Annotated in this window: 13 protein-coding genes; 6 read left to right on the plus strand and 7 right to left on the minus strand. The window is 72.6% G+C overall.

Features of this window, described 5'->3' with window-relative positions; all coding sequences use genetic code 11:
* Window positions 1-53: 53 nt before the first annotated feature.
* On the plus strand, window positions 54-1,238 hold the full coding sequence (locus ACJ9NR_RS15695) for a winged helix-turn-helix domain-containing protein (RefSeq protein WP_412488187.1): 1,185 nt from the start codon (window positions 54-56) through the stop codon (window positions 1,236-1,238).
* A gap of 3 nt (window positions 1,239-1,241) precedes the next feature.
* Here the strand turns inward: ACJ9NR_RS15695 and ACJ9NR_RS15700 are convergent, their stop codons facing one another.
* The 7 genes from ACJ9NR_RS15700 to mtnA form a co-directional block, all read right to left on the minus strand.
* On the minus strand, window positions 1,242-1,988 hold the full coding sequence (locus ACJ9NR_RS15700) for a response regulator (RefSeq protein WP_412488188.1): 747 nt from the start codon (window positions 1,986-1,988) through the stop codon (window positions 1,242-1,244).
* Window positions 1,989-2,192: 204 nt separating this feature from the next.
* A complete protein-coding gene (gene hpf, locus ACJ9NR_RS15705) occupies window positions 2,193-2,885 on the minus strand; it encodes a ribosome hibernation-promoting factor, HPF/YfiA family (RefSeq protein ID WP_412488189.1) in 693 nt (230 codons plus the stop codon).
* 310 nt (window positions 2,886-3,195) lie between these two features.
* Window positions 3,196-4,098: a ComF family protein gene (locus tag ACJ9NR_RS15710; protein WP_412488190.1), complete on the minus strand. Its 903-nt coding sequence runs from the start codon at window positions 4,096-4,098 to the stop codon at window positions 3,196-3,198.
* 103 nt (window positions 4,099-4,201) lie between these two features.
* Window positions 4,202-6,034 (minus strand): LpqB family beta-propeller domain-containing protein, encoded by a 1,833-nt coding sequence (locus ACJ9NR_RS15715; protein WP_412488191.1) that lies wholly within the window; start codon window positions 6,032-6,034, stop codon window positions 4,202-4,204.
* A complete protein-coding gene (mtrB, locus tag ACJ9NR_RS15720) occupies window positions 6,024-8,084 on the minus strand; it encodes an MtrAB system histidine kinase MtrB (protein WP_412488192.1) in 2,061 nt (686 codons plus the stop codon). Before mtrB ends, ACJ9NR_RS15715 begins: the two co-directional genes overlap by 11 nt.
* Window position 8,085: 1 nt before the next feature.
* On the minus strand, window positions 8,086-8,775 hold the full coding sequence (gene mtrA, locus ACJ9NR_RS15725; RefSeq protein WP_187284748.1) for a two-component system response regulator MtrA: 690 nt from the start codon (window positions 8,773-8,775) through the stop codon (window positions 8,086-8,088).
* A gap of 242 nt (window positions 8,776-9,017) precedes the next feature.
* Complete coding sequence (gene mtnA, locus ACJ9NR_RS15730) at window positions 9,018-10,166, minus strand: S-methyl-5-thioribose-1-phosphate isomerase (RefSeq protein ID WP_412488193.1); 1,149 nt, start codon at window positions 10,164-10,166, stop codon at window positions 9,018-9,020.
* A gap of 140 nt (window positions 10,167-10,306) precedes the next feature.
* Between mtnA and ACJ9NR_RS15735 the strand changes: the two genes are divergently transcribed.
* Genes ACJ9NR_RS15735 through ACJ9NR_RS15755 form a run of 5 tightly spaced genes read left to right on the plus strand, consistent with a single transcriptional unit; the run spans window position 10,307 to window position 15,914 of the window.
* Window positions 10,307-11,635 carry a DUF7847 domain-containing protein gene (locus ACJ9NR_RS15735; protein ID WP_412488194.1) on the plus strand — a complete coding sequence of 443 codons (1,329 nt, stop codon included), beginning with the start codon at window positions 10,307-10,309 and terminating at the stop codon, window positions 11,633-11,635.
* Between the two features lie 4 nt (window positions 11,636-11,639).
* Complete coding sequence (locus ACJ9NR_RS15740; protein ID WP_412488195.1) at window positions 11,640-12,422, plus strand: DUF4129 domain-containing protein; 783 nt, start codon at window positions 11,640-11,642, stop codon at window positions 12,420-12,422.
* Window positions 12,419-13,615: a DUF4350 domain-containing protein gene (locus ACJ9NR_RS15745; protein WP_412488196.1), complete on the plus strand. Its 1,197-nt coding sequence runs from the start codon at window positions 12,419-12,421 to the stop codon at window positions 13,613-13,615. Before ACJ9NR_RS15740 ends, ACJ9NR_RS15745 begins: the two co-directional genes overlap by 4 nt.
* Window positions 13,615-14,604 carry an AAA family ATPase gene (locus tag ACJ9NR_RS15750; protein ID WP_412488841.1) on the plus strand — a complete coding sequence of 330 codons (990 nt, stop codon included), beginning with the start codon at window positions 13,615-13,617 and terminating at the stop codon, window positions 14,602-14,604. Before ACJ9NR_RS15745 ends, ACJ9NR_RS15750 begins: the two co-directional genes overlap by 1 nt.
* Window positions 14,604-15,914 (plus strand): DUF58 domain-containing protein, encoded by a 1,311-nt coding sequence (locus ACJ9NR_RS15755; RefSeq protein ID WP_412488197.1) that lies wholly within the window; start codon window positions 14,604-14,606, stop codon window positions 15,912-15,914. Before ACJ9NR_RS15750 ends, ACJ9NR_RS15755 begins: the two co-directional genes overlap by 1 nt.
* Window positions 15,915-16,007 lie beyond the last annotated feature (93 nt).

The raw sequence follows: 16,007 nt of genomic DNA on the forward strand, positions 1-16,007 counted from the left end.
ACGTATCCGCAGGTCATCGGCGATTGTCAGTCCCGCCTTCTATCGTGCGGACCATGACGACCCCGCGCCCCACCACCGACCTCTCGGCGGACGACGCCCGCCGCATCGCGCTCCGCGCCCAGGGCCTCCTCGGCAGCCCGGACCGGCGGGCCGGAGTCCGCGGCGTCCTCCGCCACCTCGGCGCGGTCCAGCTGGACACGATCTCGGTCCTGGCGCGCTCCCACGAGCTCATCCCGTACGCCCGGCTCGGCGCGGTGGGCCGCAAGACCGTGGAGCGCGCCTACTGGAAGGCCCCGGCCGCCCATCCGCACGCCTTCGAGTACTGGTCGCACGCCGCCTGCATCCTCCCCGTCGAGGAGTGGCCCCACTTCGCCTTCCGCCGCCGCGCCTACCGCGGCCGCCCGCACTGGAACCACGAACTCCCGGACGGCGCCTACGACCAGGTCGTCAAGCAGCTGCGCGCCGAGGGCCCGCTCACCGCCACGGAGCTGGGCGGCGCGAAGCGCACCAGCGAGTGGTGGGACTGGTCCGGCACCAAGGTCGCCGTCGAGCGCGCGCTGATGTACGGCGAGGTGGTGTGCGTGGAGCGCCGCGGCTGGAAGCGGGTCTACGACCTCGCCGAGCGCGCGATCCCGCAGGACCTGCTGCACGACGAACTGGACGACACCGAGTGCCTGCGCCGCCTCGTCCGCCTGGCGGGCCAGTCCCTGGGCGTCGGCACCCGCGCGGACATCGCCGACTACCACCGCCTCAAGGGCGAGCAGGTGGACGCGGTCATCGCCGACTCCGGTCTGGTCCCGGTCACGGTCGAGGGCTGGGGCAAGCCCGCCTGGGCCGACCCGGCGGCCCTGCGAACCCCGCCGCGCGGCCGCCACCGCACCACGCTCCTGTCCCCCTTCGACTCCCTGATCTGGGAAAGAGCACGCACGGAGCGGATCTTCGGCTTCACCCACCGCCTGGAGGCCTACGTCCCCAAGCCGAAGCGGGTCCACGGGTACTTCGCGATGCCGGTGCTCGCCGGCGGCCGTCTGGTCGGCCGTGTCGACCCGGCCCGCGAGGGACGCACGCTCGTGGCCAGGCAGGTCACGCTGGACGGCCCCAAGGCGGTGCCCTCGGTGGCCCAGGCCCTGGTGGAGGCGGCGAGCTGGGTGGACTGCACGGACGTACGCGTGGAGCGGGTGGCGGCACCGGGACTGCGCGAGCCCCTGGCCAGGGAACTCACCCGCACGCTCGGCTGAGCCTCACCGGATCTCGAGGATCTTCTCCCGCATCGCGTACACCACCGCCTCCATCCTGGAGTGCAGCTGCAGCTTCTCCAGGATGTTGCGCACGTGGTTCTTCACGGTGTTCTCGGAGATGTACAACTCCTTGGCGATGTCCCGGTTGTTCATCCCCGTGGCGACGAGCTTGAGCACCTCCAGCTCGCGGTCGGTCAGCCGCGGGGCGGGGACCAGCCGGCGCTCGTCGGTCCGCTGGATCATCGACTTGAACTCGGTGAGCAGCTTCGACGCCATGGACGGACTGATCTGCGACTGCCCGTCGGCCACCGCGCGGATGGCGGTGGCCACCTCGTCGGTGGAGATCTCCTTGAGCAGATAACCGGTCGCGCCCGCCTTGATCGCGTCGTAGAGGTCGGCCTCCTCGTCGCTGATCGTCAGCATGATGATCTTGGCGCTGGGGGCCACCTCCTTGATGGAGGTGCAGGCCTCGATGCCGCCCCGCTTGGGCATCCGCACGTCCATCAGGACGATGTCGGGCAGCAGGTCGGCGGCCTTGTCCACGGCCTCCGCGCCGTCCCCCGCCTCCCCGACGACCTGGATGTCCTCCTCGGCGGCGAGCACGATCTCCAGGCCCCGGCGGAAGAGGGCGTGGTCGTCCACGACAAGGACTCTGATCGGCTCCTTGCGTGGAGAGCCCGCTTGCGGGCCCATGGCGACGACGCCGTCGTCGGCATCCTCGTCGTGCATCGGTCCGAAGCTGTCCGCCATCGTTCCTCCCCCTGAGGCTGTGGCCTGTGGTGCTGTGCCAACGCCAACCCAAGGCAGCGGCCCACCGGTTGGGCCGTTGCGGCCATGATTCCATGCCCGGGCGACAACGCGGTGACAGAGCGGGTCGCGAAGTGGTCGCACGCCGGTGCCCCTGGGGGCGCAGGGGCGCTCCAGGGGCACCGGCTCAGCCGTCAGGCGCGGGCGTCAGCCGCCCAGCGTGCCGCCCGGCGCGGGAGCATGCGCCTGGGCGACCATCGGGTCCGTGCTGAGGTGGATGACGCCGTAGTCATAAGCGTGCCGCCGGTAGACGACACTCGGCTCCTTGGTCTCGGAGTCGACGAACAGATAGAAGTCGTGGCCGACCAGTTCCATCTCGTACAGGGCCTGGTCGAGCGTCATCGGAGCGGCGACGTGGGTCTTTTCGCGCACGACGAGGGGGCCTTCGCCCTTGACCTCCAGGGAGCCGATCTTCTTGGTGGGCACGCCGTCCGGCTCTTCGTCCCGGACCGCTTCGCCGTTGCCGTTGAGCGTGGCCGCGCCGGGGACGTGGTCGGGGACCTCGGCCGCCGAGATCCTGCGCGCGCCGCGGCGGGAGAACCGCTTGTCGTGCTGCTTGCGCAGGCGGGCCCCCAGCTTCTCCGCCGCCATGTCGAGCGCGGCGTACGGATCGCTGGCCGCCGCCTCCGCCCGGATCACCGGGCCGCGGGAGCGGAGCGTGATCTCCACTCGGTCGCACCGGTCGGCCTGTCGGGGGTTGGGCTCCTTGGACACCTCGACGTCGAGGCTGATCACCTTGCCGTCGAGCTTCTGGATCTTCTCCAGGTTCAGCTTCTCGGCCACGTGCTTGCGGAACCGCTCGGGCACCTCGGTCTTGCGGCCCTTGACGACGATGTCCACGCAGAACTCCGTTCCCGGATCACTCCGCTTCGGCGGCGGAGCATCTCCCTTTCGCACCAGGCTCCGGCAGCTCCGGAACCTCGGACTCGGTGACTTCCACCTCCTCCCCCGCGGACAAGATCTCCACTCCACCGCTGCGGGTGATTGTGAAAACCCGCAGCCCGGCATTCGGGTATGCGAGGGATGGCCTGCGCCTTTCTCTCACAACCGAACATATCTCGCCCGGACGGATGTCGTCACCCTCTACTGCGGCGTACCTCCGTTCAGGTGAATTGACCCTCTCATTACCTGCAACGATGCAACTTCGCAGTCAGTTCCGGTTCATTTCGAAGGAATCCGGCGGGGCTGCGACCACAGCCGCGCAGACCACGTCACCCGCACCGCGCGCGCCCGCTGAAAGCGGCACTGCGTGCCCTCGGCCGGTCCCTTCTTCTTTCGCTCCTGTTGATCCAGTCCTCTGTTCCCCCATGACTTCCCGCGCAGCTCCCGCGTACACGGCGCCGGTCGAATCTCCGAGCGGAATCGTGCCGTCTCGCGGCGCCGTCGCCGCCCGCACGGCACGCGCCGCCTCCGTCAAAGAGGCGCCCGTCGTCATCAGGTCGTCCACGAGCACGACCGGCCCGGCGCGCAGCAGCCGCTCTGCGCCGGACGCCACCGCCAGCGCGCCGGCGAGGTTCTCCAGCCGCTGCCGAGAGTTCAGCCCCGACTGGTCGGCCACGGCACGGCGTTGCCGCAGCACCGCGAGCACCCGGGCCGCGGTCCCGGCCCGCCGCAGCTCACCCGCCGCCGCGAGCGCGATCCGCCGCGCCGGATCGTGTCCCCGTGCGCGCACCGCCCCGCGCGAGGACGGAACGGGAACGAGCAGCACGGGCGGGCCGCCGCCCACGGGGCCACCGCTCACGGCCCCCGCACCCGACGCCGTCACGAGCCCCGAGCGCACAGCCCCTGCCAAGGCCGTGCCGAGCGGTGCGGCGAGGGCCAGCGCGCCGCGCTCCTTGTGCGCCAGCAGCACGGCCCGGACCTCGTCGGCGTACCGGGCGGCCGCGTGCACCACGGGCAGCCCGGGCGGCTCCGGCACCGGCCGCACCCGGCCCGGTGCGGCCCCGCTCAGGGCGGCACGGCACTCCTCGCAGAGCACCGTGCGAGGCGTCCCGCAGCCTCCGCACTCGGCCGGCAGCACCAGGTCGGTGAGGTCCTGCCACCACCCCCGCATGCCCACCACTGTGCCAACGCCCGAGCCGCCCGGCCACCCCTGTGGAAAACTCCCTGTGGACAACGCGGCCCAGGCGCGAGGCGGCCCTGCGCGGGGCCGGGGCTCACCCGGGATAGACGGGCGACAACCCCTGTGTGACCTTCTGCCACTGCGCCCCGGACGTCAGCTGCACGATCCCGTCCTCCGAGTACGCCACCATCGGCAGGCTGTCGGTGTCGGCGGCGGTGATCTCCTTGATGCCGCTCAGGGCCGCGGGTGCCGGGCCTTCCGGCGTGGAGCCGTCCGCCTGGACGTACCGCATGGTCTGCACCCCGCCCTGTTCGCGGCCGGCCACCACCAGCCGGCTGTCCCCGGCCCATGACATGGTGGTGACGTCCTCGAACTGCGGTGAGGCCGAGCGCAGTTCAAGCACCGAGACCGCCGGCCTCGCCTGCCCGGACTCCTGGCGCCGCTCGATCCGCCCGACGAGCAGCGACGCCTTGCCGCCCTTCGCCACCACGAGCGCGATCCGCACGCCGTCGGCGGCCACCCGGACCTCCTGGATACGGCCGTTCAGACCCGGGACCCTCACCTCGAGAGGCTCGCCCTTGCCCTGTTCGAGGAAGAGCAGCCGGGGCTTGCCGGGGTCGCGGTCGGCCACCCAGAGGTCGCCGTTCGCGTCCCAGCTGGGCGCGGTCAGCCGTTCCTGCTCCGTCTTGCCGTGGCTGACCAGCACGGGGGTGCCGAGCGAACTGCCGGACGCCAGCGACGCGACGTAGAGGCTCCTGCCGTCGCGGGTGACCGCGGCCCCCGTGTCCTCGTGCCGTGACACGGCCACCGATCCAAGCTCCCGGCCGCCCTCGCCCAGCGCGCCGGGCACCGGGTCCGGCTTGGTGTCGCTGCCGCCGGCCTCCAGCCGTACGAGCCGGCTCCTGTCGTCGAGGAAGTACAGGTAGTTGGGCTGCTCCGCCGAGCCGCGCGAGGCGACGGCGTCGGCCCGCTCCTCCGCGAGCGAGCACAGCTGCTTCCTGCCGGACCGCAGTGCGATCTCGTCCACCGCCGGGGTCAGGTTCTGCAGCGTGAACAGGAGCTGGGCCGCCATCTCGCTGCACTTGTGCGCACCGACCCGGGCGGCGTACGCGTTCAGCGGCACGGTCAGTTTGTTCTGGTCGTCGGGTGTCAGCGTGGTGACGCCCTTCTGCAGGGCCGTGCCGGTGGGGAAACTCGTCCACACCACGGGATCGAGCCAGTTGGTGGGCCCGCTGAGCAGCGAGCGCACCGTCTGCGTCATGGGGTCCACACGCCGGCGCACGTACACCGGGTCCGCCACGGCCGCGGGCCGCGACGCGGACCCGGCCGCGGCGTCCGTGGCGAAGTAGTACTTGTTGACGGCCATGTAGTTGCGCTGGAAGTCCGACTTGCCCATGACGACGCCCTGGGGCGGCGTGTCGATGCGCCACTGCCTGGTCTTCTTGTCCCGCGAGAGGTGCACCGGCTCGTCGTACGCCCCGTGCTCGGGCGAGTACGCCTGCTGCGCGTCCACCCTGGCGACCTTCGTGCCGGTCAGCGTGAACGTGAGGTCGTCACTGTCCTGGCGGCCGCCCAGGCGGTTGGAGTCGATGCCCGGCCCGTCGGCCAGGACGGTGCTGGACAGTCCCGGCTTCCACGCCCGCGACGCCGCCTTGGTCAGGTACTGGCGCGCCGTCGAATAGTTCGGATCGTCACTGGTCAGTGCCTCGAGGAAGCCCGAGAGGATGTCGGAGGGCTGGGCGTTCTCCGGGGGCGGCATGGCGAAGACCCGTACCTGGGTGTCCTGCCGGGGCGTGGAGTCCACACCGCTCACGTCCCCGCTGTCGGGCATCGAGGCGCACCCCGCCAGAAGTACGACACCGCAGACGCCGTACGCCGCCGTACGAGCCGCTGTGCGCCGGCCACCCCTGTCACGGTCAGCGCCCACGGAATGCCTCTCCCTGCCTCTTCGGATCCTCCTGCGCGGTGCCCGCAGGGCCCGGGACCTCGCCGGGCGTCCCGCTCTCACCGGGCGTTTCCTCCCGCCGTCGCGCTCCCGAGGCGGGCCTGGGCACCACTCGCGCGCCGTTGCCGGGCAGCGCCGTCGGGTCCACGGTGGGTGCCGCGCCGTTCAGCCGCGGGGCCATCGCCCTCATCTGGTCCCCGGTCGACTGTGCGGGCACGGTGGCGGCCTTGTCACCGCCACCGCGGGGCAACCCCGCGTCGTTGAGACCCCGGTTGCGCCGTGAGTCCTTGGGCTCGAGCGGTATCGGCGAGCCCCGCAGCGGCTCGTCCGCGGTCCGCGGCAGCGTCAGCCGGAACTGCGAGCCACCGCCCGGTTCGCCCCACGCCTGCAGCCAGCCGCCGTGCAGCCGCGCGTCCTCCAGGGCGATGGAAAGGCCGAGGCCCGTACCGCCGGTGGTACGCGCGCGTGCCGGGTCCGCCCGCCAGAAACGGCTGAACACGCGCGTGGCCTCGCCGGGCTTGAGCCCGACGCCGTAGTCGCGCACCGCGACCGCGACCGCCCCGCCCGCCGCGGCGAGCTTGACGACGACGTCCCTGCCTTCGCCGTGCTCCACGGCGTTGACGACGAGATTGCGCAGCACCCGCTCCACGCGCCGGGCGTCCGCCTCCGCGACGACGGGCTGCTGGTCGCCCGCCATGCGTATGTGCGTGCCCTTGCGCTCGGCGAGCGGCTCGGCACCGCTGACGACCCGCCGCACGACCTCCCTGAGGTCTATCGGCTCCGCCTCCAGCGCCGCCGCCCCCGCGTCGAACCGGCTGATCTCCAGCAGGTCCGCGAGCAGCGACTCGAACCGGTCCAGCTGGTCGGCGAGCAGCTCCGCCGACCGCGCGGTGACCGGGTCGAAGTCCTCCCGGGCCTCGTGGATGACGTCCGCGGCCATCCGTACGGTCGTCAGCGGCGTCCGCAGCTCGTGGGACACGTCCGACACGAACCGCCGCTGCATCCGCGACAGGTCCTCCAGCTGCTGGATCTTCAGCTGCAGGTTCTGCGCCATCTTGTTGAAGGCCTCACCGAGGCGCGCGATGTCGTCCTCGCCGGTGACCTTCATACGTTCCTGAAGACGCCCGGCGGACAGCCGTTCGGCGATCCCGGCCGCCATCCGCACCGGCGTCACCACCTGCCGCACCACCAGCCAGGCGATGGCGCCCAGCAGGACGACGACGAAGAGCCCGGCGGTCGCCAGGGTGCCCTTGACCAGGCTCAGCGACTTCTCCTCCTGCGTGAGCGGGAAGAGGTAGTACAGCTGGTACGGGTCACCGTTCGGGTCGTTGACCTGCTTGCCGATGACCAGTGCCGGCTGGGACGGCTTGTCGCTGCTGTAGACGATGCTGGTGTAGCTCTGTGCGGCCCCTGTGCTGTCGCCGATCCGCGTGCGCAGGTCCTCGGGGACGCTGGCGGAGGGGTCGACGTCGCCGGAGGCGCGCGGACCGCGCCCGCCGCCGCCGTTGTCCCCGGCGGGCAGGGTCACCACGTCGAAGGCGCCCTGGCCGCCGCTGGAGAGCGAGGAGACCAGGTCGCTCATCCACTGGATGACGTTCTGCGAGGGCCGGCCGTCCGTCGCCGTCGTGGCGTCGGTGGTTCCGGCCGCGGCCTCGTCGGCCTTCTGCTTGGCCACCGCGAAGCCGCCGGTGGCCTGGCTCTGCGAGGCCTTCACCTTGGCGTCCAGCAGGCCGTTGCGCACCTGCCCGATCACGACGAAGCCCAGCAGCAGGACGACGCCGAGAGACATCAGCAGCGTCGTGACGACGACCTTGAGCTGGATGTTGCGGCGCCACAGCCGCATGACCGGCAGCAGCGGCCTGCGCACCCAGCGCATGAAAAGACGCAGGACGGGGCTGCCCTGGACGCCACCCTGCAGCAGACCGCCCTCCAGCAGGCGCTCCCAGCGGGAACCGGCCGTCTCCCGGCCGACAGGCCGCTTCGCGCGGGCCTCGCCCGGCCCGGGCGCCGAAGCGGCACTGTGACCGGACATGTCAGCTCGGCCCTGCCTTGTAACCGACGCCCCTGACGGTCACCACGATCTCCGGCCGCTCGGGGTCCTTCTCGACCTTGGAGCGCAGCCGCTGCACATGTACGTTCACCAGCCGGGTGTCCGCGGCGTGGCGGTAGCCCCACACCTGCTCGAGCAGCACCTCGCGCGTGAACACCTGCCACGGCTTGCGCGCCAGCGCGACCAGCAGGTCGAACTCCAGCGGCGTCAGCGCGATCGACTGCCCGTCCCGCTTCACGGAGTGGCCGGCCACGTCGATGACGAGGTCGCCTATGGCCAGCTGCTCCGGCGCCGGCTCCTCCGACCTCCGCAGCCGCGCCCTGATGCGGGCGACGAGCTCCTTCGGCTTGAACGGCTTGACGATGTAGTCGTCGGCGCCCGACTCCAGCCCGACCACCACGTCGACGGTGTCGCTCTTGGCGGTGAGCATCACGATCGGCACCCCGGACTCCGCCCTGATCAGACGGCACACCTCGATGCCGTCCCGTCCGGGCAGCATCAGGTCGAGCAGCACCAGGTCGGGCTTGCTCTCACGGAAGGCGGCCAGCGCCTTGTCGCCGTCGGCTACGAAAGACGGCTCGAAACCTTCACCACGCAGCACGATGCCGAGCATCTCGGCCAGTGCCGTGTCGTCGTCGACGACAAGGACTCGTCCCTTCATAAACGACATCATCCCATTCTCGTAACAGTGGCAGAGGCGCTGGTGAGCAGGGTCACTGGCCCGTGACGATAGTCGTACTCCGCCGTCACTGTCTGCCTCGTCCGCTGACGCCGATGTCATCAACGGACGTCAATCACCCAGCGTAAGCGCACCCGGAGCACAGCGTGGGTCCGGCGGAGGCCGCAGGAACGGCCCGGCGGGACGTGCCGGCACCCGCGCGGCCCTCCGTGCACCGGCTCGGCCACCGGTCCCGCTCAGCCGATCGACACCTGCCGCGACCTGGCACACAGCTCGGCCAGCGCCTCGGCGGTCACGGGCGAGACCGTGCCCTCCTCCGTGACGATCGCCGTCACGAGTTCGGGCGGCGTCACGTCGAACGCCGGGTTGTACGCCTGCGTCCCCAGGGGCGCCACCGGGATCCCGCCCCCCGCCTCCGCCCCCATCACCGGCGCCTGAGGCGCCACGATCTCGGTGACCTCGTGACCGGGCCGCTGCTCGACCTCGATCGACGCGCCGTCCGGGGTGTCCGGATCCACCGTCGTCACCGGCGCCACCACGATGAACGGCACATGGTGGTACCGCGCCAGCACCGCGAGCGGATAGCTCCCCACCTTGTTCGCCACCGACCCGTCGGCCGCGATCCGGTCCGCCCCGATCAGCACGGCGTCCACCTCACCGGCCGCGAACAGCGAGCCCGCCGCGTTGTCCGTGAGCAGCGTGTACGCCATGCCGCTGCGCGCCGCCTCGTACGCGGTCAGCCGAGCGCCCTGCAGCAACGGACGCGTCTCGTCCACCCACAGCCGCCGCAGCCTCCCGGCCCGGTGCGCCGCGAGCGCCACCGCGAACGCCGTCCCCTCTCCCCCGGACACCAGCGACCCGGTGTTGCAGTGCGTGAGAACCCGGTGCCCGCCGGCCGGCAGCAGCTCGTCGAGCAGCGCCAGGCCGCGCTCGGCCATCCGGGCGCTGGCCGCGGCGTCCTCCTGGTGCAGCTGCCGGGCGGCGGTGAGCGCCGCACGCGCGGCCCGCGGGCCGTCACCGCTCCTGGCGCTCTCCGCCCGGTAGGCGGCCTGCGCCCTGCGCACGCCGACGGCGAGGTTCACGGCGGTGGGCCGGGCGCCCGCGAGCACCGCCGCGGCCTCGTCCACGTCGAAGCCGCGCGCGGCGGCGAGCGCGACGCCGTACGCTCCCGCGATCCCGAGCAGCGGCGCCCCGCGCACGGCGAGCGAGCGGATAGCCTCCACCAGCGCCGACGCGTCCGTGCAGACCAGTTCGACCTCCTCCGCCGGCAGCCTCGTCTGGTCGAGCAGGACGAGTACCGGCCCCTCGGGTGGTTCCTCCCATCGGAGCACCGGGATCTCGGTCGGCCTGCTGTCTTCGCCGGAATGCGCCTGCTGATCAGCCATGCGATCAGTCTGCCCCTTCCGCGGCGGACAATTGAAGGTGTCCAGGCCATACCGCGGCCGGTACCCGGGCGACCACCCCATGGCACGATGGCTGCCAACCTGCAGCCGCGACCGCGGACGGGCACCGTGAAGGAGCGACGATGAAAGACACTCCGGGCTGGGCCTCGCCCGGATCTGCCCCCTCCGACGGGCAGGGATCCGGCGCGTCCGGCCCTGCTGACCGTCCCGGTCCCGCGGAGCCCGCGGAGCAGCCCGGTCCCGCCCCGCAGGACACTGCCGACGCGCAGGGCGGCGGCTCGCAGTGGTCCAGGCAGCAGCCGCCACCAGGCCAGTGGTCCGCGCCCGCGGGGCCCGGCAACTCCGCCCGGCCCGGCCCGCCGCCTCCACCGCCCGGCCCCGGCTGGGGTTCCCGGCCCCACCAGGGCCACGGCCCCTACGGCGCCCCCGGCCACCCCGCGTGGGGCGGCGGCTGGGGCGGCCCCCCGCCCGCCGCCAAGCCGGGCGTCATCCCGCTCCGCCCGCTCGGCGTGGGCGAGATCCTCGACGGCGCGGTCTCCACCATGCGCACCTACTGGCGCACGGTCCTGGGCATCTCGCTGACCGTCGCGGTGGTCACGGAGATCATCGTCATCCTGCTCCGGGGCCTCGTGCTCGACGACACCAGCACCGCGGCCCTCGACGACCCGAGCGCCACCGCGCACGAGCTGACGCGTGCCCTGGGCGAGGCCATGCTCAGCTCCGGCGCGATCTTCCTGGTCTCCCTGGTCGCCACGGTCGCCGCGACCGCCCTGCTCACCTCCGTCACCAGCCGCGCCGTCCTCGGCCGGCCCGTGACCACCGGCGAGGCATGGCGCGACGCCCGCCCCCAGGTGCTCAAGCTGCTCGGCCTGATCCTGCTGCTGCTCCTCATCGCCGCCGCGATCGTCTTCGGCGGCATGCTTCCCGGGATCCTGGTGGCCGTCTTCGGGAACTCCGCGGCCGGTCTCGCGCTCGCCGTCCTGGGCGGCCTCGGCGGCGGCGTCGTCGCGCTGTGGCTGATGATCCGCTTCTCCCTCGCCTCGCCCGCCCTGATGCTGGAGAAGCGGGGCGTGGTGAAGTCGATGAGCCGGTCCGCGAAGCTCGTCCGGGGCTCCTGGTGGCGGGTGTTCGGCATCCTGCTGCTGGCCGGGATCATCGCCAACATCATCTCGGCGATCGTCGTCATCCCCTTCACCCTGATCGCCGCGGCGTTCAGCGGCAGCGGCATCACCGGGTTCCTCACCAGCGGCACCGGCGATCTGGGCTGGACCTTCCTCATCATCAGCGGGATCGGCTCGGTGATCGGCTCCATGATCACGTACCCGATCAACGCCGGCGTCACCGTGCTCCTCTACGTCGACCAGCGCATTCGCCGGGAGGCCCTCGACCTCGAACTGGCCCGGGCCGCCGGTCTCGAGGGCTACGGCGCCGACGCCGGCTCGAGAGGCTGATGCCGTGAGCCTGACGGGGGGAGTTCTCACCGTGCCCGCGGCCCTGCCACACGCCGCCGCACCGGCCGTACGGATGCTGCTGCGGGCCGGCGACACCACGCGGCTGTCACAGGCCCGCTCCGGTGACGAGCCACCGGTGACGATCTCGCGGGACGCCGGGCGGGACGCGGCCCGGCGCGAGCTGTCCAAGCACCTGTACCACGAGAACGACCCGAGCCTGTTCCAGCGCGCCCTGAACGCCTTCTGGGACTGGCTCGACAAGCTCTTCGGCTCGGCCGCGTCCGCCACGCCCGGTGGCACGCTCGGCCTGGTCGTCATCGTCGTGGCCGTCGTCGCGGTGCTGGGCGCGCTGTGGTGGCGCCTGGGCACCCCTCGCCGCGAACCCGTCTCGTCGGCCGCCCTGTTCGACGACCGCCCCCGCAGCGCCGCCGAACACCGCGCGGCCGCCGAGGCGCACGCCGCCCAGGGCCACTGGAACCAGGCCGTCCAGGAGCGCATGCGCGCCATCGTGCGCTCCCTGGAGGAGCGCGCGCTGCTGGACGTACGCCCCGGCCGCACCGCCGACGAAGCGGCCGCCGAAGCGGGCCGCGCCCTGCCCTCCCACACCGACCGGCTGCGCACCGCCGCCCGGGACTTCGACGACGTGACATACGGCGGCCGAAGCGCGACCGAGGAGTCGTACCACCGCATGACCGAGCTCGACCGCGACCTCGGGCGCAGCAAGCCCCACCTCGCGAGCAGCAGCCTCACCACCGCCGACAGCGCCCGCCAGGGAGCCGCCGGATGACCACCGGGGCCACGCTTCCGTCCACCTCGGCCTCGCCCACCGCCCGCCAGGTGTGGACCCGCGCGCGGGGCGTCGTACTCGCCGTCGTGCTCCTGCTGGCGGCGGCCGTCGTGATCGCAGTGGTCCGCTCCGACACCCGGCACGGCGAACTCGACCCCCGGTCCGTCGGCCCCTACGGCAGCCGCGCCGTCGCCGAACTGCTCGCCGAGCGCGGGGTGGCCACGCGCGTGGTCACCACCTTGGACGAGGCCCGCGCTGCGGCCGCTCCGGACACCACTCTGCTCGTCGCCGTCCCCGACCTGTTGACGCGCCCCCAGCAGACCCGGCTGCACTCCTCGATCGCGGCCTCCGGCGGCCGCACGGTCCTCGTCGCCCCCGGCAGTTCGTCCGTCGAAGAACTCGTCCCCGACGTCACCGCTGATCCCGCCATCAGCTTCGATTCCACGCTCGCCCCCGACTGCCGTCTGCCCGCCGCCCGCCGGGCCGGCAGCGCGGACACCGGCGGTATCCGCTACAGCACCACCCGCCTCGACGCCGACGAGTGCTACCCCAGCGAGCGCCTGTCCACCCTCCTGCGCGTCCCGGCGGCCTCCGGCAACGGCGACACCGTCGTCCTCGGCGCGCCCGACATCCTCCTCAACGACCGCCTCGACAAGCAGGGCAACGCCTCGCTCGCCCTCCAGCTCCTCGGCTCCCGCCCTCATCTGGTCTGGTACCTCCCCTCGCTCTCCGACACCTCGGCCACCGGCACGGGCGGGAAGAAGGGCTTCCTCGACCTGCTGCCCTCCGGCTGGCTCTGGGGCACACTGCAGCTCTTCGTCGCGGCGGCCCTCACCGCCCTCTGGCGGGCACGCCGACTCGGCCCCCTCGTGCCCGAAAGACTTCCCGTGGCAATCCGCGCCTCCGAAACCGTCGAAGGCCGTGCCCGCCTCTACCGCAAGGCGAACGCCCGCGACCGCGCGGCGGCCGCTCTTCGCTCCTCCACCCGCATCCGCCTCGCCCCCCTCGTCGGCGTCCCCGTCACCCAGGCGCACGCGCCCGAGGCCCTGCTCCCCGCCCTGTCCGCCCATCTCCGCGGCGACGGACAGGCCCTGCGCTCCCTCCTCTTCGGCCCGCCGCCCAGCGACGACACGGCCCTCATCGCACTCGCCGACCAACTCGACGCCCTCGAAAGAGAGGTACGCCGTCCATGATGGACCCGACCACTGACAACGCCGGGTACGCAGGGGATCCGGGCCGGTCCAGGGCCTCCCTGGAGTCCCTGCGCGCCGAGATCGCCAAAGCCGTGGTCGGCCAGGACCCCGCCGTGACCGGCCTCGTCGTCGCCCTTCTCTGCCGCGGACACGTCCTGCTCGAGGGCGTCCCCGGAGTCGCCAAGACCCTGCTCGTCCGCGCCCTGGCGTCCGCGCTCGAACTCGACACCAAGCGCGTGCAGTTCACCCCGGACCTGATGCCGAGCGACGTCACCGGCTCACTCGTCTACGACACCCGCACCGCCGAGTTCTCCTTCCAGCCCGGCCCGGTCTTCACCAACCTGCTCCTCGCCGACGAGATCAACCGCACACCCCCGAAGACCCAGTCGTCCCTGCTGGAGGCCATGGAGGAACGTCAGGTCACGGTCGACGGCACCCCTCGCCCGCTCCCCGACCCGTTCCTGGTCGCCGCGACCCAGAACCCGGTCGAGTACGAGGGCACGTACCCGCTCCCCGAGGCACAACTGGACCGCTTCCTCCTCAAGCTGACGATCCCTCTGCCCTCCCGCCAGGACGAGATCGACGTCCTCACCCGCCACGCCGGGGGCTTCAACCCGCGCGACCTGCGCGCCGCGGGCGTACGCCCCGTCGCCGGCCCGGCGGACCTGGAGGCCGCCCGCGCGGCCGTCGCCAAGACGTCGATCTCCCCGGAGATCACCGCCTACGTGGTGGACATCTGCCGCGCCACCCGCGAGTCCCCGTCCCTCACCCTGGGCGTCTCCCCGCGCGGTGCCACGGCCCTGCTGGCCACCTCGCGCGCGTGGGCATGGCTCACCGGCCGCGACTACGTCATCCCCGACGACGTCAAGGCCCTGGCCCTGCCCACCCTCCGCCACCGCGTGCAACTGCGCCCCGAGGCGGAGATGGAAGGCGTCACGGCGGACTCCGTCATCAACGCGATCCTCGCGCACGTCCCCGTTCCCCGCTGATGGCCATCACCGGACGCGCCGCGCTCCTCGCGGCCCTCGGCTCCCTGCCCGTCGGCATCTGGGATCCCGGCTGGACGGGCCTCCTCGCCGTGAACGCCCCCATCGCCGTGGCCTGCGCCTGCGACTTCGCGCTCGCGGCTCCGGTACGGCGCCTCGGCCTGACCCGCTCCGGCGACACCAACGTTCGCCTGGGCGAGACCGCGGACGTCACCCTCACCGTCGCCAACCCGTCCCGCCGGGTCCTGCGGGCCCGCCTGCGCGACGCCTGGCCACCGAGCAGCTGGGCACCCGGCACGGAGGTGGCGGCCTCCCGCCACCTGCTCACCATTCCCGCGGGCGAACGCCGGCGCCTCACCACACGCTTGCGCCCGACCCGCCGCGGCGACCGCCGGGCGGACCGGGTGACGATCCGCTCGTACGGCCCGCTGGGTCTGTTCGCCCGCCAAGGCGCCCACGAGGTCCCCTGGACGGTACGCGTCCTGCCGCCCTTCACCAGCCGCAAGCACCTGCCCTCGAAGCTCGCCCGCCTCCGCGAACTGGACGGCCGTACGAGCGTGCTCATCCGCGGCGAGGGAACAGAATTCGACAGCCTGCGGGAGTACGTCCCCGGCGACGACACCCGCTCCATCGACTGGCGCGCGACCGCCCGGCAGTCCACGGTGGCCGTACGCACCTGGCGCCCAGAACGCGACCGGCACATCCTCCTGACCCTGGACACCGGCCGGACGTCCGCGGGCCGCGTGGGCGACGTTCCTCGCCTCGACGCCTCCATGGACGCGGCTCTGCTCCTGGCGGCCCTGGCCGCACGCGCCGGCGACCGGGTGGACCTGCTCGCCTACGACCGCCGGGTACGCGCCCACGTGCAGGGCCGCACGGCCCGCGACGTCCTTCCCTCCCTGGTCAACGCGATGGCCACCCTCGAACCCGAACTCGTCGAACTGGACGCCCGGGGCCTGACGGCGACCGCGCTCCGCACGGCCCCCCGCCGCTCACTCATCGTGCTCCTCACCAGCCTCGACACCGCGCCCGTCGAAGAGGGCCTGCTTCCCGTCCTCTCCCGACTCACCCAGCGCCATACGGTTCTGCTGGCCTCGGTCGCCGACCCACACGTCGCCCGGATGGCCAGATCCCGCGGCGACACCGAAGCCGTCTACGACGCCGCGGCCGCGGCCCAGGCCCAGAGCGAACGCCACCGCACCGCGGAACAACTCCGCCGCCACGGCGTCACCGTGGTCGACGAGACGCCGGACGAACTGGCGCCGGCGCTGGCTGACGCGTATCTGGCACTGAAGACGGCCGGCCGTCTGTAGGACACCCTGCACAGGACAAGGGGGCTCTTTCTCGAGAGCCCCCGAAAACAGCTGAGCCCGGAACGCAGAAAACCCCCGAACCGGTATCCCCGG

Origin of the sequence: Streptomyces sediminimaris (genome assembly GCF_047049295.1) — a bacterium.
GTDB classification, from domain to species: Bacteria; Actinomycetota; Actinomycetes; order Streptomycetales; family Streptomycetaceae; genus Streptomyces; species Streptomyces sediminimaris.

Bases quoted from the DNA above. Each gene is read 5' to 3' on its own strand.
- ACJ9NR_RS15695 (WP_412488187.1), top strand. From the start codon at position 54: ATGACGACCCCGCGCCCCACCACCGACCTCTCGGCGGACGACGCCCGC.
- ACJ9NR_RS15700 (WP_412488188.1), bottom strand. From the start codon at position 1,988: ATGGCGGACAGCTTCGGACCGATGCACGACGAGGATGCCGACGACGGC.
- ACJ9NR_RS15710 (WP_412488190.1), bottom strand. From the start codon at position 4,098: ATGCGGGGGTGGTGGCAGGACCTCACCGACCTGGTGCTGCCGGCCGAG.
- mtrB (WP_412488192.1), bottom strand. From the start codon at position 8,084: ATGTCCGGTCACAGTGCCGCTTCGGCGCCCGGGCCGGGCGAGGCCCGC.
- mtrA (WP_187284748.1), bottom strand. From the start codon at position 8,775: ATGATGTCGTTTATGAAGGGACGAGTCCTTGTCGTCGACGACGACACG.
- mtnA (WP_412488193.1), bottom strand. From the start codon at position 10,166: ATGGCTGATCAGCAGGCGCATTCCGGCGAAGACAGCAGGCCGACCGAG.
- ACJ9NR_RS15735 (WP_412488194.1), top strand. From the start codon at position 10,307: ATGAAAGACACTCCGGGCTGGGCCTCGCCCGGATCTGCCCCCTCCGAC.
- ACJ9NR_RS15745 (WP_412488196.1), top strand. From the start codon at position 12,419: ATGACCACCGGGGCCACGCTTCCGTCCACCTCGGCCTCGCCCACCGCC.
- ACJ9NR_RS15750 (WP_412488841.1), top strand. From the start codon at position 13,615: ATGGACCCGACCACTGACAACGCCGGGTACGCAGGGGATCCGGGCCGG.
- ACJ9NR_RS15755 (WP_412488197.1), top strand. From the start codon at position 14,604: ATGGCCATCACCGGACGCGCCGCGCTCCTCGCGGCCCTCGGCTCCCTG.